Below are 12,960 nucleotides of genomic sequence, written 5' to 3'. Positions count from 1 at the left end.
TTTGTCTTCAAGTGACTCTGAAGCCACGATAGAGTGATTCTGATCCCACGTTTGAGCGACTCTGAAGCCACGATCTGAACAGTGGCCCTGTGGACAGAATCGAACCCCTCCCCTAGGGTCGGGTGTTAATGAAACACCGAAAGCCGGGCAGCCTGATCGGGACAAGCGCGGTGGGATCGAGCAGAGCCATGACATATTTTCTACCGACCGCATTGCGGATCGGAGCCTTCTGATGAATGCAGGTATTGCGACCGGCGGCGGGGCGGGACCTGAGGACTTTTTCGTTTGCGATTTCTTTGCAGCGGTGCCCAAACATGATCTCGCTTCGATGGAGCATCCGCTCTTTTCCCTCTCGACGCGTCCAGATCGGCGCATACTCGAATACCGGCACAATGATGTGGAGGTTGTGGTCACGCCATCCGTCAAAGGGCGCGCTACGATCTTTGATGCAGATATCCTGATCTTTTGTATCTCGCAGTTGGTGGCCGCGCTCAATGCAGGCAAACCGACGGCGCGTACACTCACGCTGACCGCTCATGACCTGCTGCTGGCGACGGGGCGGGAAACCTCCGGGGATGGCTACCGACGGCTGCGCGATGCCTTTGAGCGCTTGGCAGGCACACGCATCACCACCAATATCGCCACGGGTCCCAAGGATGATCCGCTCGAAGTCACCACTGGGTTCGGTCTGATCGAACGCTGGGAAATTGTGCGGCGTACCCGCGGCGGCCGTATGGTCAGCGTGGCGGTCACACTGTCTGACTGGCTCTATCGTGCCGTACTGGCGAAGTCGGTTTTGACCTTGAATAGAGAGTATTTCCGACTGCGCCGCCCGTTGGAGCGCCGTCTTTACGAGCTGGCACGCAAGCATTGCGGACGTCAGCCGGAATGGCGGGTTTCGATAGAGGTGCTCTGCAAGAAGTCGGGCTCGGCCTCTCCGCGCAGAGTGTTCCGTGCCATGGTGCGCGAGATCATTCGTGATGGCCGGTTGCCGGATTACACGCTCACCGAGGAGCCGGGGGATATGATCTGCGTGCGCCCGATGGCCGTGATTGAGGAGGCCGCAGGAGCAGGGGCTGCGCTTGCCCCGGAGACTTTCGAGACCGCCCGTCGCTTGATACCTGGCTGGGATGTCTATGCGCTGGAGGCCGACTGGCGCGCCATGTGGCACGCCTCCGGCCAACCTCGCCTCAAAAGCGCGGACGCTGCCTTTCTTGGGTGGGTAAAGAAACGCGCTGCCGAGATGTGATTTTCCGGTCAGGTGTCTCGGAATTCCCCTATTTTTCGGAACCGCTTGCGCTAGTGTTTCGCATGCGAAAAGGGTTGTGTTTTAGAGATGTGGAATAAAGGGCAACAGGACTGAGCTTGGAAGGGCGTTATGCTGGAATGTGCGTTTGAAAGCTGGTCGCCGACGATTGGAGACCCGAGTCTCATGGGCTGGCTCACAGTGGTTGCCTATGTTGTCGCGGCGGTTGTAAGCTTGCGTACTGCGTTAGTTGGGGATTTTCCTGCGGCTCTGGCGGGCCGGGAAAGAGCGTTCTGGGTGTTATTGGCCGTGCTTTTGTCTCTGCTCGCGCTCAATAAGCAATTAGACCTGCAATCTTTTCTAACCGCTTCCGCACGCTGTCTTGCGATCGAGCAGGGTTGGTATGAGAACCGTCGTCCGGTGCAGTTGGCCTTCATTGGAGCTGTTGGGATCTGCTGCCTGATCATTGGTTGGGCGGCGGCGCTGTTGTTGGGAAGAAGTCTGAGACGAACATGGCTCGCGCTTTTGGGGCTATGTGTTGTATTGGCCTTTATCTTAATCCGCGCGGCTGGTTTTCACCATGTCGATACGCTGATCGGTATGGAGATTTATTCCATCCGGGCAAACTGGGTTCTGGAACTGTCCGGTCTTGTATTGATCCTGATCGCAGGTCTTCTGCATCCTCGGTGGAATTCTGATCGAGTCCGATAAGGCAAGATTACTGGACATTTTCAAGAGAAATGGGGCAGGGCGAAAAAGCAGCCATAATGAGTAACAAAGCGCCGCAATCAAAAATACGGTAGAACTTTATTACTTCAAATTTAAGGCTTCGATACTTAACCAATCCTGTGAACTTATCTTTCACTAGCCGCAGAAACCTTGATGACATCGCCGGATTCTCCGCTGAAACTTTAATATCCCAACAAATCCGCCGCTGGGTTTTCAACGATGTCAACGTCATCGTAGTATTTCTGTGCCTGCGCGAGAGAGCGGTGCAGCGACAGGCGCATGGCAGCCTGGATCGGGGCGCCGTCGAGCGCGGCCTGGGTCAGAAAGCCCGAGCGTAGCCCGTGGGGTGAGGCGAAGTCGTCCGGTAGCCCGGCCAGTTTCAGCCGGTGCTTGACGATCTGCGCAATCGCATCCGGGGTCAGGCGGCGCTTCAGCACCCGGTCCGCTTTCGAGATCGGGCGGAACAGGGGGCCATCCTCGATCTGTCCAACCTCGACCCAATACACCAGCGCCTGTGCGGCGCGGCCCTTCAGCACCAACCGGGGCGTCTCGCCCTTGCTCGTGGTCTTGGTTTCCATCAGGGAAACCCAGACCACGCCTGATTTCTCAAACTCTTTCAGCGACACATCTTCGCGGCGCAACCCGGTGATCTCAGACCGGCGCCGGCCGCCCGAGGCCCAGCCCAGCATCAGGATCGCCCGGTCGCGACAGTCGCGGCGGGAGCCGCGGCAGGTGGTCAGCATCTGCTCTAGCACATCGCGGGTGATCGGATGGGCGGATTTCGGGGCTGGGGCGCGCGCAGCGGCACGACGCGCTTTGGCGCGGGCCTGCTTGACCTGCGGCGCATCGAACGGTGAGGCAAGGTTCTTCATCCGGTGAAAGGCCAGCCAGGAGGCGATGCGCCGGTCCAGTGTCGACGGGGCAGGGCAGGCCAGCGATCTGCGCAGTCCTTGCGCAATCAGTCCTTCCGCCGCCTGCCGGGCGATGTCGCCTTTGGGCGCATCGCCAAGATCGCGGGCATGATCGAGAATGAAAGCCAGGGCTGTGGCCTCACTCTCAGGCCAATCCAGCGCCGTGCTGAAGCGCGCTGACTTCCAGGCGGTGACATAGAGCAGGTCGCGCTCATAAGCCCGCAGCGTATTGGCAGGCGTGCCGCGGACATAGAGGTCCGTCAGCGCCTCTTGATCGGCTTGAGACAGGGCAGGGGAGGCGGCCGGGAGATATGGGGCAGGGGGCTTCATGTGGTCCATTCTGCGCGGTTTTCGCGGCAAGATCAATTACTCCTGATAAGGGATACTTATCGGATATGATTGATGAATTATAGTACATACCTAATAATAAGCATAAGGTTAGAATAATGCGCGCTAAGCTGACATTTATCCTATTTTTATCAGATTAGCACGGGGGTAGTATTGGTTGATGAGCAGCAAAAATTTCAAAAGTCTTTTATCGTTACCAAACCACGTCAAAGAAAGACAAATTTCATGCGATTTGGAAGAAACCGTGGAATTCCCAGCAAAAGAAGGCCAAAATGAAACGGTAAAAGGTCACTGAGTATTCGGCAGATCGCCGAGAAGAGCTCAAGGCAAAATGGAAGAGTCTGAATATGAAATCTATTGTCGTGCTGCTCGCTTCAATCGTGATCGGGGCTATGGCATTACCAGCCATGGCGCAGGGTTATCGCATTCAATCAGGTGATACGCTGCTTATTGAAGTGCTGGAAGATGAAAGTCTGAACCGTGAAGTCCTAGTACCTCCGGATGGTCGGATCAACATACCGCTAGCGGGTACGCTGCGTGCTTCAGGTCGAAGCGTTGAACAGGTTAGCAATGAACTGGCGCAGCTACTGGCTCCTAACTTCGCCTCTCAGCCGAATGTTTTTGTGTCGCTCGGTTCACTCAATGAGCCGCGAGAGCCATTTCGCAGAACAATTGATGTTTTTGTGATAGGCGAAGCCGGATCACCAGGGCGACATACACCGGAAAGTGGTACAACACTTCTGCAATTCTTCGGCGAGATGGGTGGATTTTCTAGATTTGCCGCTACAAAACGGATAATGCTGCGCCGTACAGACAAATCAGGTAAAGAAACCGTGTACCAGTTTAACTATGATGCGATGCTGGATGGCACAGGAACAGGGGCGTCGACAAAGCTAGCCGATGGAGATGTGATCGTAATTCCAGAACGGCGCTTGTTCGAATAACCCCGAAAAGGGGCGGGGCAGTGAAACAAAGGCTATTTGTACAGACGGCGTTGTGTGGCGCTGTGTGTTTTGTCGTAAACTCAGATAATCGTGCCAGAGCTCAAGGTGTAGACCTAGATCCCGGTGGCCCCCAAATGACGCTAGGCCTCGCTCAACGTATAGAATCCGGAGAAAACTTGACACTTGATGTCCCCGAAGAGGGCCATGGAACGATTTCTTCGACAATCTTGTCATTCGGGCTGTCCAGCGAAACCCCAATCCAAAGCCTGAGTTTGGATGCCGTCACCGCCCTGCGTTGGTCTGATTTGCCAAATAGAGGTAATGAATTCGATATTGGCGATTCAATTTTCAATTTTGATTACATTCGTGATGGGGCCAACGCTGGCTTAGATTTTGGTGCCGATTTCTCAAGCTACGATATCGGATTTTCGCGATCGCTGCGAACTTTCCTCGATGACGATGGTGTACTACGCATACCGTCCGATTTCCCTGACCTGACCGGCGACGGAACGCGCAATGAATACAACCTGGCCTTCCAAATGGACTTTGGTCGCCGGGACTTGATTGGATACTATTTCCGCGTAGATGCCCAGGAACTCAGATATACTGATCAAACAAGCCCAACGCTTTCTGATAACAGTACCATCAGTGCAGGAGCGGGAGTCAGCTTTGCCTTATCTCCAATAACCACGGCTACCGTAGATGTCAGCGCGGAGCGATTTGAAGAAGATGATCCGGATCAACGGCATCGGACTACCAAAGACATAACGCTTGGACTACTCCACGAACTCACGTCAAGAACTCGCGTCAATTTTGCCTTTGGGTATACCGACATTGATGATCGGCGCGACATAGAGGGTGATGCGCTTACCACTGGCCCGATTGGCAGTTTCGGTATCGAACATGATATGCCAAACGGTACGGCAACATTCGATTTGGAAACTGAGCTCGCTACAGCCGGGCGCCTCAATAGGTTGAGGGTTGGTCGTAGCAGAGAAGTCCTCGGCGGGGACTTTTTGGCAAGCCTTGGCGTTGCGCATACAAATGATGGAAAGACTGAGCCCATCGGGTCGTTAAGCTACGCTCAAGTTTTCGGAGAAAACGAAATCCGTGTCTTTTTTGACCGGGATGTTGTTATTACAGATGATGACGTGTTTCGCGATGAGTACATCTTAGACATCGTCTATATTCTGGGTCTTGGCCCCTCTTCCCGTCTCGGGTTTTCCGCAACCCAAGTCCTTACCGATGATACTATCGTTGACCCACGCGTTGAGCGGACAGATTTGAATGCTGTTTATAGTTATGAGCTTGAGTCCGAGTGGGTCTTAAATGCCGGCCTTAACTACCGTATACGAGACGAAGACGGCCTCGGCCGCGCGACAAGCCCTTTAGCATTTTTTTCAATTGGTAGAGAGTTCGCCTGGCGGCCCTAACACGTTGCTGATGCTCCTTGGGTCGGTTTGAAGAGTTTGATGTCGAGTTCTTCGGTCTTTCCTCCAAAGAAGTCACCATCATGGCTTCACAGCACCGCCAGTTTCTGGAGGTTGCATGGGAAGTGCCTGAAAACGCGGGACACCCACCTGAAAATTCCCCGGACCCATCGGGGTGTTCGCTAGGTGTGGGAAAGGTACGGCAATTTGCTCATTGCTTCTCAGGTAACATCAAAACCCAAGGTAGTGATTAATGCTCAAAGCCCGACGGGTTTTTAGATTGCCAGTTCCATGCTGTTCTACATATATCAGTTAAGTCACGCTTAGCGGTCCAATCAAGTAACCTTTGTGCTTTGGACACTTCGGCAAAACTACGTGCTACATCACCTTGGCGCCTTTCCGCGATTTTGAATGGGATTTCTCTGCCTGATGCTTCCTCGAACGCTTTCACCATTTCCAATACAGTGATTCCTGTTCCGGTACCGACATTAATGGCTTCGCATCCATGGTTCTCGTGAGCGTATTTGACGGCGGCAAGATGGGCTGCCGCTAGATCATCAATATGGATATAATCACGCTCGCCCGTGCCATCCCGAGTTTCATAATTGTTGCCAAAAATGCTGAGCTCTTTGAGTCTGCCGACTGCCACCTGAGAGATGTAGGGCAGCAGATTATTTGGGATCGCGCGCGGATCCTCTCCGATATTGCCAGACTCATCCGCCCCAACCGGGTTAAAATACCGCAAGAGGACGGCACTCGCGTGCGGTCGTGAAGCAATCCAATCGCGGATAATCTCTTCGATAAAGTATTTTGTGCGACCGTACGGATTGGTGGGGTTTAGTGGGTGATCTTCGTCATACGGAAGATACTGCGCCTCGCCATAAACCGTGGCAGAAGATGAGAAGACGATATTCTGGCAGCCGTGCCGCTGCATGCAGTCCAGCAGGTTTATGCTGCCCGAAACATTCTGCGCGTAATAGGTCAGTGGTTTTTCGTTGGACTCACCAACCGCTTTTAATCCCGCAAAGTGAATGACCGCGTCGGGGCGAAATTTCTCAAAGACCTCATCAAGCACATCTGGGGCGCGATAATCGCCAACGTGAGTTGCAAAGCTCGAGTTGGTTAGTTTCTGGACCCGGCGCAACACTTCAGGCGAGCTGTTGGAGAAGTTATCCAGCGCCAGCACGTCAATGCCATCTTGCAGCAGTTTTAATAGCGTATGGCTTCCAATATATCCGGCACCGCCGGTCAACAGTACACGCATACCGCCTAATTCCTTGTCGCCTTGTTATCGTTGCACGGTCTTTCAGCCAAAGGAGACCCTATACCAACGCAATCGTGTTAGCCATCAAATGATTTGGAGCACGAGCGGATGGCCGGCATCGTGGGATCAGGGGCGACGCTGTTTCAATCTGCGCCGCATTCCCTTGACGCAGCATGCGGGTTTCTCGATTGACTGGTTTTTAATCTCTTTTGTACCTCAGAGGATTGCTTCAGCCTGATCAATCGTGGTTGTCGGTCGGTCTGCTATGGGTAGGAGCAGTTGATGCCCCCCGCTGGTCGGGATGGGTTTCGTCGTTTCTCAGCTAATAGAGCGCGGCTGGGGGTTTGGCTCACCTAGCGTCGCCCAAGTGAGCACAAAATTACAATGGAAACTAAAGCGTATTTCGAAGGTTGAGCCTGAACGAAAACCGCCTCGAAGATTCTCCGTTAGGTAAAGACTTATGGTGTCGCTTGTAGGAATTTCTCTTACCATCGCAGTCTCATAACCAAAGTGGCAACGAACTGACGGGTAGAGCATCTTGAAAAGTGTTTCTTTTGCCGAAAACATCAATGTAGCCAGCTCGAGGCGCGAATAACCAGTTTGTGTGTTCAGTAGCTTTCGTTCCTTGCATGAAAGGCATACTTCTTGGACTGCAGCGAGCGTTTCACCGTCAACTATACGTTCAATATCTACCCCTACGCGATCCCTCGAGTTGTTTGAGAGTATGGTTGCGCAACGACCATAAGAATGAGTAATTGAACCAATTGCACTTTTAGGCCAGATCGGCTCCCGGTTGCGGCCTGACGGAATGTGGACGTTCTTGATACCAAGACTCGACAATCCGACATGTGCAAGAACTCGCCCTGCAAGATACTCTGCGCGGCGACTTTTAACCGCGTATTTGAACTGTTCGGGAAAGCGCACACCCAAGGTTTTATAGTGAGCATCTTCAAAACGGTCGACATCATAGCAGCATTGAAGCAATGTCATACGCGCGCGCATGATTGGGTAACTACTAATGCCTGCGAGGAATGAACCAGACAATTCCGCCAGATCACCGGGAATTCCCTCACTTCCAAGAATGGGTGCCATTAGCTTTCCAATGACCCTATTGAATTGTGCATTTTTGAGCTTCCCGATTCATAAAAGGTCCGCCATGGAGAAAGTGAACGCTCTAATAAGCATTTGTCGGTAAAGATCATGACCTAAGACCCAACTTCCCTCCAGCGTTTAGGAGAATCCGTCGTTTGATTCCTGACCTTATGCGGCCTTGGTTTCCAGTCTCGATTTCGTTGCAAATTCCTGCGGCGTGAGATTGCCGAGGGATGAGTGGGGTCCGTATTGGTTATAGTCCTCCTTCCAGGCTGTGATCTTCTCGCGGGCTTCCTTCTCTTCCAACGAACGGATCGCACCATCAAACCCTGGGATCAAACACCCGGATCTGTGTTCAAGATTCTAGACAAAGCAAGATCTGAACTGAAGCCGAAAGAATTTGCCCAAACGGTTCGAAAAGAGCCAGATGCTTTTGCAAAGTACTATGGACAATGAAAGGACACTCACGCATCAAGGAAGAGACCAAGTTCCTATTTCCGTCACTGGCAGCCTGTATGAGTGATGCGGCAATGAGTGAGACAGATATCCAGCATACAGCCAAAGTTCTGGATCTTGTAAACTTCCCTGATCGGGCTGGATTGTTCAAAAGCATCCAGGAGCACTGGCAAAGAAGTCAGGGGTTTGCACTGGCGACATTGAACCTCGACCACATTGTGAAGATGCGTGGCAACCCTGACTTCTTCCAATCTTATAAAGCGCATAGTCATATTGTAGCAGATGGAAACCCGATCGTGTGGCTCTCGCGGATGGCGGGGCGGGAGGTTGATCTGATGCCGGGATCCGAGTTGATAGAGCCTCTGGCCGAAATGGCCGCTCGCGATAATGTACCTGTGGCGTTTTTGGGAGCCACACCTGAAACACTTGATCGGGCGGCACAGAGATTGACTATCCAATACCCAGGATTGCGTGTGGTTGAACAGATTGCGCCCCCTTTTGGGTTTGATCCCCAGGGGGTGAAGGCTGTTTCCTATCTTGAAGCAATACGACAGTCCGGAGCGCAACTGTGCTTTCTGGCTTTGGGGGCGCCCAAGCAGGAACAATTGGCGATTGAAGGGCGCAGGCATGCTCCTGGCTGCGGATTTGTCTCAATCGGTGCTGGGCTTGATTTCATCGCGGGTAGCCAGACTCGTGCACCCAAATGGGTAAGGACACTGGCGCTAGAATGGGTATGGCGTATGCTGAGGAACCCAAAGCGCCTAGCTGGGCGCTATTGGCAATGTATTCTGATTTTACCGGGGTTGGTGCGCGAGGCGCGACGGATTGGGAGACAGAATTGACAAGCGATCCATCTGGCATTTCGGCGACCGCCCCGGACTATCGTAAATGCCCCACGCACAGGGCCCACCGAAGAAAGCGAACGCCTTGTCGTGCGCATCGAACACTATCTCCTGTGTCTCTCGGGGATAACCTCAGTGGACATGCACGAACAGCTATGACATGACCTATGAGTGTGACAATGCCACATAGTGGAATAAGACATTTGTGACGATGAAATTGGTACCTCTTGCAATCCCAGAGGTGATCCTGATCACGCCCAGACGGTTTGGTGATCATCGCGGGTTCTTCGAAGAAACCTACAACGTGAACAGTTTTACCGATGCGGGCATCGATACGGTCTTCGTTCAGGATAACCACTCGCTTTCCGGTGCTGTTGGCACAATACGTGGCCTGCATTTCCAAGCGCCTCCAAGAGCGCAGGCCAAGCTGGTTCGCTGTGGGCGCGGACGCTTTTTTGACGTCGCCGTAGACATCCGCAAAGGTTCTCCCACCTTCGGCGATTGGGTCGGCGCAGAACTCAGTTTTGAAAACGGTCGAATGTTGCTGGTGCCCGCCGGGTTTGCTCATGGCTTCATGACATTAGAGCCGGAGACCGAGATCATCTATAAATGCTCCGACACCTACGCTCCGGAAACAGAAGGCGCCATTCGGTGGGATGATCCCGATATTGGAATTAATTGGCCGCTGGACCTAGCCGAACCGCAATTGTCAGATAAAGATAAAGCAGCTCCATTTTTGCGAAATATAGATACTCCGTTTGTGATTGAGGATGGTGAATGAAAATTATGGTCACGGGCGGTGCCGGTTTTATTGGCTCTGCTGTCATCCGCCGCGCAATTGCTGAAGGCCATGCGGTCGTCAATATCGATGCTTTGACCTATGCGGCCTGTCTGGAGAATATCGCTTCCGTTGCGGATGTGCCTGAATACGCATTCGAGCAGGCTGACATCCGGGATGCGGGGGCGATGGCGGCGATCTTGAACAGGCACCAGCCGGATGTAATCATGCATCTGGCCGCCGAAAGCCATGTCGACCGCTCGATCGATGGTCCTGCGGCCTTTATCGACACCAACATCACCGGCACCTATGTCCTGTTGGAAGCCGCGCGCGCCTATTGGATCGGTGCCGGCAAGCCCGAGAGCTTCCGCTTTCATCATATCTCAACCGATGAAGTGTTCGGATCTTTGGGCAAGACCGGGTTTTTCACCGAAGACAGCCCCTATCAGCCCAATTCGCCTTATTCGGCCTCGAAGGCCGGGTCCGACCACCTTGTCCGGGCCTGGCGCGAAACCTATGGCCTGCCGGTGGTTCTGACCAATTGCTCGAACAATTACGGCCCCTATCAGTTTCCGGAAAAACTCATCCCGGTGGTGATCCTGAACGCGCTGGCTGGCAAACCCATCCCGATCTATGGGGCAGGGGACAACATCCGCGACTGGCTGCATGTCGAAGACCATGCTGAGGCACTGCTGTTGGTGCTGGAAAAAGGTGAGCTGGGCCGCAGCTACAATATTGGCGGTGAGAACGAGATGACCAATCTCGATTTGGTCAAAATGCTCTGCGCGATACTCGATCGGTTGAAGCCGGGCAAAACGCCCTACGCCGATCTGATCACCTTTGTCACTGACCGCCCCGGTCATGATCGTCGCTATGCCATCGACCCAGCCCGTATTCGGAACGAGTTGAACTGGCGCCCCTCTTACACACCTGAAACCGGGTTGGAACAGACGGTTCAGTGGTATCTGGACAACGGCGCATGGCTGGCTGCTCTGCAGAACCGCAGCGGCGTGGGAGAGCGGCTCGGGGTGGCCGAATGAAGGCACTGGTCTTCGGCCATAGCGGGCAGGTTGCTACGGAACTGCGCCGACGCGCGCCGACGCACGGCATCTCGGTCGAGGCGCTGGACCGCTCCCAAGCGGACCTGTCTGATCCGCAGAGCTGTGTTGACGCTATCCGAAGCACGGATGCGGATGTGATCATAAACGCCGCAGCTTACACGGCGGTCGACAAGGCCGAGGATGAGCCCCAGCTAGCCCGGGTGATCAACGGGGATACACCGGGGGCTATGGCGCGCGCCGCAGCAGAGCGTGATTTGCCCTTCCTACACATCTCAACCGACTATGTGTTTGACGGGGCGGGGGATATGCCCCGCACCACGCAGGACCCGACAGACCCTTTGGGTTCTTATGGCCAGACCAAGCTGGTGGGAGAACACCAGATTTCCCAAGCGGGTGGGTGGTATGCGATCCTAAGGACAAGTTGGGTGTTTTCGGCCCACGGACACAACTTTGTCAAAACCATCCTGAGGCTGGCCGAGACCCGTGACACGCTGACCATCGTGGCGGATCAGATCGGGGGGCCGACACCGGCAGCTGATATTGCCAAGACGCTGCTGGCCATAGCCAAAACCGGACGGCAGGCCGAAGGCGGGCTGTTTCACTATTCCGGGACACCCGATGTCAGCTGGGCCGGTTTCGCGCGCGAAATTGTCTCGCAGGCGGGGCTGGCAACCCAGATCACCGATATTCCGACAACAGATTACTCGACCCCGGCCCCCAGACCGCTGAATTCACGGCTGGAGTGTTCGCGGCTCAATGACATTTACGGGCTTGGGCGGCCTGACTGGAAAGCCGGATTGGCGCAGGTGCTGGCCGATCTGAAGGTTGCAGATAGCCCTGCCTTGAAAGGATAGATCATGCAACGCAAAGGTATCATTCTGGCTGGCGGTTCGGGTACTCGGCTGTATCCGATCACAATGGCGGTCTCAAAACAGTTGCTGCCGATCTATGACAAGCCGATGATCTTCTACCCGCTGAGCGTGCTCATGCTGTCGCAGATCCGCGAGATCGCGATCATCACAACACCACAGGATCAGGATCAGTTTCAGCGTCTGTTGGGTGACGGCAGTCAGTACGGCCTGTCGCTTACCTGGATCACTCAGCCTTCGCCTGACGGTCTGGCGCAGGCTTATACTTTGGCAGAGGATTTCCTTGCAGGTGCCCCGTCCGCGATGATCCTGGGTGACAATATCTTCTTCGGCCACGGCCTGCCGGATTTGCTGCGCGAAGCAGATCTACAAGAGCGTGGTGGATCTGTGTTCGCCTATCGCGTTGCCGACCCCGAACGTTATGGTGTGGTTGATTTCGAGGGTCAGAAAGTACGCGGCATCATCGAGAAGCCGAAAGTACCACCCTCAAACTACGCGGTGACCGGGCTCTATTTCCTTGACGGCGATGCCCCTGCCCGTGCCCGTCAGGTCCAACCGTCCGAGCGGGGCGAGCTGGAAATCACGTCCCTGCTGGAGATGTATCTGAACGAAGGCTTGCTAAATGTTCAGACCATGGGCCGTGGCTTTGCCTGGTTGGATACCGGTACACATGGGTCGCTGCTGGATGCGGGAAACTTCGTGCGCACACTTACAGACCGGCAAGGGATGCAGACCGGCAGCCTGGATGAGATCGCCTGGGCTAACGGCTGGATTGATGATGAAGCGCTTGAAGAACGGTCCCGGCTGTTTGCTAAGTCTACTTATGGTAAGTATCTAAAACTACTTCTGAATTGATATATGTGAAGTATCTCGATTGGTTTAAATTGTTGTTCTCGTTTAACACGTTTACAAAATCTATGGCTTTGTTGCACAAACTTGGGGATTCACTCTATGAACACAGCATGTTAGTGATTGCCGTTTACGGGTTGT

14 protein-coding genes are annotated in these 12,960 nt (G+C 54.0%); 10 read left to right on the top strand and 4 right to left on the bottom strand.

The features are described 5' to 3' along the window. Positions 1 to 232 precede the first annotated feature (232 nt). Positions 233 to 1,249, top strand: a complete 1,017-nt coding sequence (locus I5192_RS22395) for a replication initiator protein A (protein WP_223118730.1) — start codon at positions 233 to 235, stop codon at positions 1,247 to 1,249. Positions 1,250 to 1,432: 183 nt separating this feature from the next. Beyond that, a complete protein-coding gene (locus I5192_RS22390) occupies positions 1,433 to 1,957 on the top strand; it encodes an isopropylmalate isomerase (protein WP_255612277.1) in 525 nt (174 codons plus the stop codon). 200 nt (positions 1,958 to 2,157) lie between these two features. On the opposite strand, the gene I5192_RS22385 is transcribed toward I5192_RS22390, so the two are convergent. Then, positions 2,158 to 3,216, bottom strand: a complete 1,059-nt coding sequence (locus tag I5192_RS22385; protein WP_170598669.1) for a tyrosine-type recombinase/integrase — start codon at positions 3,214 to 3,216, stop codon at positions 2,158 to 2,160. A gap of 365 nt (positions 3,217 to 3,581) precedes the next feature. On the opposite strand from I5192_RS22385, the gene I5192_RS22380 reads away from it, so the two are divergent. The 3 genes from I5192_RS22380 (at position 3,582) to I5192_RS22825 (ending at position 5,862) form a co-directional block, all read left to right on the top strand. Next, the gene (locus I5192_RS22380; protein ID WP_170399770.1) at positions 3,582 to 4,178 is read left to right on the top strand and encodes a polysaccharide biosynthesis/export family protein; all 597 of its coding nucleotides are present in this window, start codon (positions 3,582 to 3,584) and stop codon (positions 4,176 to 4,178) included. Between the two features lie 176 nt (positions 4,179 to 4,354). Beyond that, the gene (locus I5192_RS22375; protein WP_170399773.1) at positions 4,355 to 5,611 is read left to right on the top strand and encodes a hypothetical protein; all 1,257 of its coding nucleotides are present in this window, start codon (positions 4,355 to 4,357) and stop codon (positions 5,609 to 5,611) included. 80 nt (positions 5,612 to 5,691) lie between these two features. After that, positions 5,692 to 5,862, top strand: coding sequence for a hypothetical protein (locus I5192_RS22825; protein WP_370644484.1), 171 nt, complete (start codon positions 5,692 to 5,694; stop codon positions 5,860 to 5,862). Here I5192_RS22825 and galE read toward each other — a convergent pair. From galE to I5192_RS22355, 3 genes are all read right to left on the bottom strand, one after another. Continuing rightward, entirely contained in the window at positions 5,859 to 6,872 is a 1,014-nt protein-coding gene (gene galE / locus I5192_RS22365; protein WP_170598672.1) for a UDP-glucose 4-epimerase GalE, read from the bottom strand. The genes I5192_RS22825 and galE overlap by 4 nt on opposite strands. A 318-nt stretch (positions 6,873 to 7,190) precedes the next feature. Continuing rightward, complete coding sequence (locus tag I5192_RS22360; RefSeq protein ID WP_223118729.1) at positions 7,191 to 7,964, bottom strand: 4'-phosphopantetheinyl transferase; 774 nt, start codon at positions 7,962 to 7,964, stop codon at positions 7,191 to 7,193. Positions 7,965 to 8,132: 168 nt separating this feature from the next. Continuing rightward, entirely contained in the window at positions 8,133 to 8,270 is a 138-nt protein-coding gene (locus tag I5192_RS22355) for an integrase core domain-containing protein (protein WP_170466773.1), read from the bottom strand. A 146-nt stretch (positions 8,271 to 8,416) separates the two neighbouring features. Between I5192_RS22355 and I5192_RS22350 the strand changes: the two genes are divergently transcribed. The 5 genes from I5192_RS22350 to rfbA all read left to right on the top strand — a co-directional run bounded on the left by I5192_RS22350 (position 8,417) and on the right by rfbA (position 12,825). Then, complete coding sequence (locus tag I5192_RS22350; protein WP_255612276.1) at positions 8,417 to 9,262, top strand: WecB/TagA/CpsF family glycosyltransferase; 846 nt, start codon at positions 8,417 to 8,419, stop codon at positions 9,260 to 9,262. Positions 9,263 to 9,473: 211 nt separating this feature from the next. Beyond that, positions 9,474 to 10,043, top strand: a complete 570-nt coding sequence (gene rfbC, locus I5192_RS22345; RefSeq protein ID WP_170399786.1) for a dTDP-4-dehydrorhamnose 3,5-epimerase — start codon at positions 9,474 to 9,476, stop codon at positions 10,041 to 10,043. Beyond that, positions 10,040 to 11,080: a dTDP-glucose 4,6-dehydratase gene (rfbB, locus tag I5192_RS22340; protein ID WP_170408827.1), complete on the top strand. Its 1,041-nt coding sequence runs from the start codon at positions 10,040 to 10,042 to the stop codon at positions 11,078 to 11,080. Before rfbC ends, rfbB begins: the two co-directional genes overlap by 4 nt. Next, positions 11,077 to 11,955, top strand: a complete 879-nt coding sequence (gene rfbD, locus I5192_RS22335; protein ID WP_170399792.1) for a dTDP-4-dehydrorhamnose reductase — start codon at positions 11,077 to 11,079, stop codon at positions 11,953 to 11,955. The genes rfbB and rfbD overlap by 4 nt, the downstream gene beginning before the upstream one ends. Then, entirely contained in the window at positions 11,956 to 12,825 is an 870-nt protein-coding gene (gene rfbA, locus I5192_RS22330) for a glucose-1-phosphate thymidylyltransferase RfbA (protein ID WP_223118741.1), read from the top strand. It abuts the gene before it with no gap. Positions 12,826 to 12,960 lie beyond the last annotated feature (135 nt).

Origin of the sequence: Ruegeria sp. SCSIO 43209 (genome assembly GCF_019904295.1) — a bacterium.
Taxonomy (GTDB): domain Bacteria; phylum Pseudomonadota; class Alphaproteobacteria; order Rhodobacterales; family Rhodobacteraceae; genus Ruegeria.
Note: the sequence above shows the minus strand (reverse complement) of the source record. Positions and strands in the feature narration are given on the sequence as shown.

Coding starts and splice junctions, on each gene's coding strand:
- I5192_RS22395 (WP_223118730.1), top strand. CDS start 233: ATGAATGCAGGTATTGCGACCGGCGGCGGGGCGGGACCTGAGGACTTT.
- I5192_RS22390 (WP_255612277.1), top strand. CDS start 1,433: ATGGGCTGGCTCACAGTGGTTGCCTATGTTGTCGCGGCGGTTGTAAGC.
- I5192_RS22385 (WP_170598669.1), bottom strand. CDS start 3,216: ATGAAGCCCCCTGCCCCATATCTCCCGGCCGCCTCCCCTGCCCTGTCT.
- I5192_RS22380 (WP_170399770.1), top strand. CDS start 3,582: ATGAAATCTATTGTCGTGCTGCTCGCTTCAATCGTGATCGGGGCTATG.
- I5192_RS22825 (WP_370644484.1), top strand. CDS start 5,692: ATGGCTTCACAGCACCGCCAGTTTCTGGAGGTTGCATGGGAAGTGCCT.
- galE (WP_170598672.1), bottom strand. CDS start 6,872: ATGCGTGTACTGTTGACCGGCGGTGCCGGATATATTGGAAGCCATACG.
- I5192_RS22360 (WP_223118729.1), bottom strand. CDS start 7,964: ATGGCACCCATTCTTGGAAGTGAGGGAATTCCCGGTGATCTGGCGGAA.
- I5192_RS22350 (WP_255612276.1), top strand. CDS start 8,417: ATGAAAGGACACTCACGCATCAAGGAAGAGACCAAGTTCCTATTTCCG.
- rfbC (WP_170399786.1), top strand. CDS start 9,474: ATGAAATTGGTACCTCTTGCAATCCCAGAGGTGATCCTGATCACGCCC.
- rfbB (WP_170408827.1), top strand. CDS start 10,040: ATGAAAATTATGGTCACGGGCGGTGCCGGTTTTATTGGCTCTGCTGTC.
- rfbD (WP_170399792.1), top strand. CDS start 11,077: ATGAAGGCACTGGTCTTCGGCCATAGCGGGCAGGTTGCTACGGAACTG.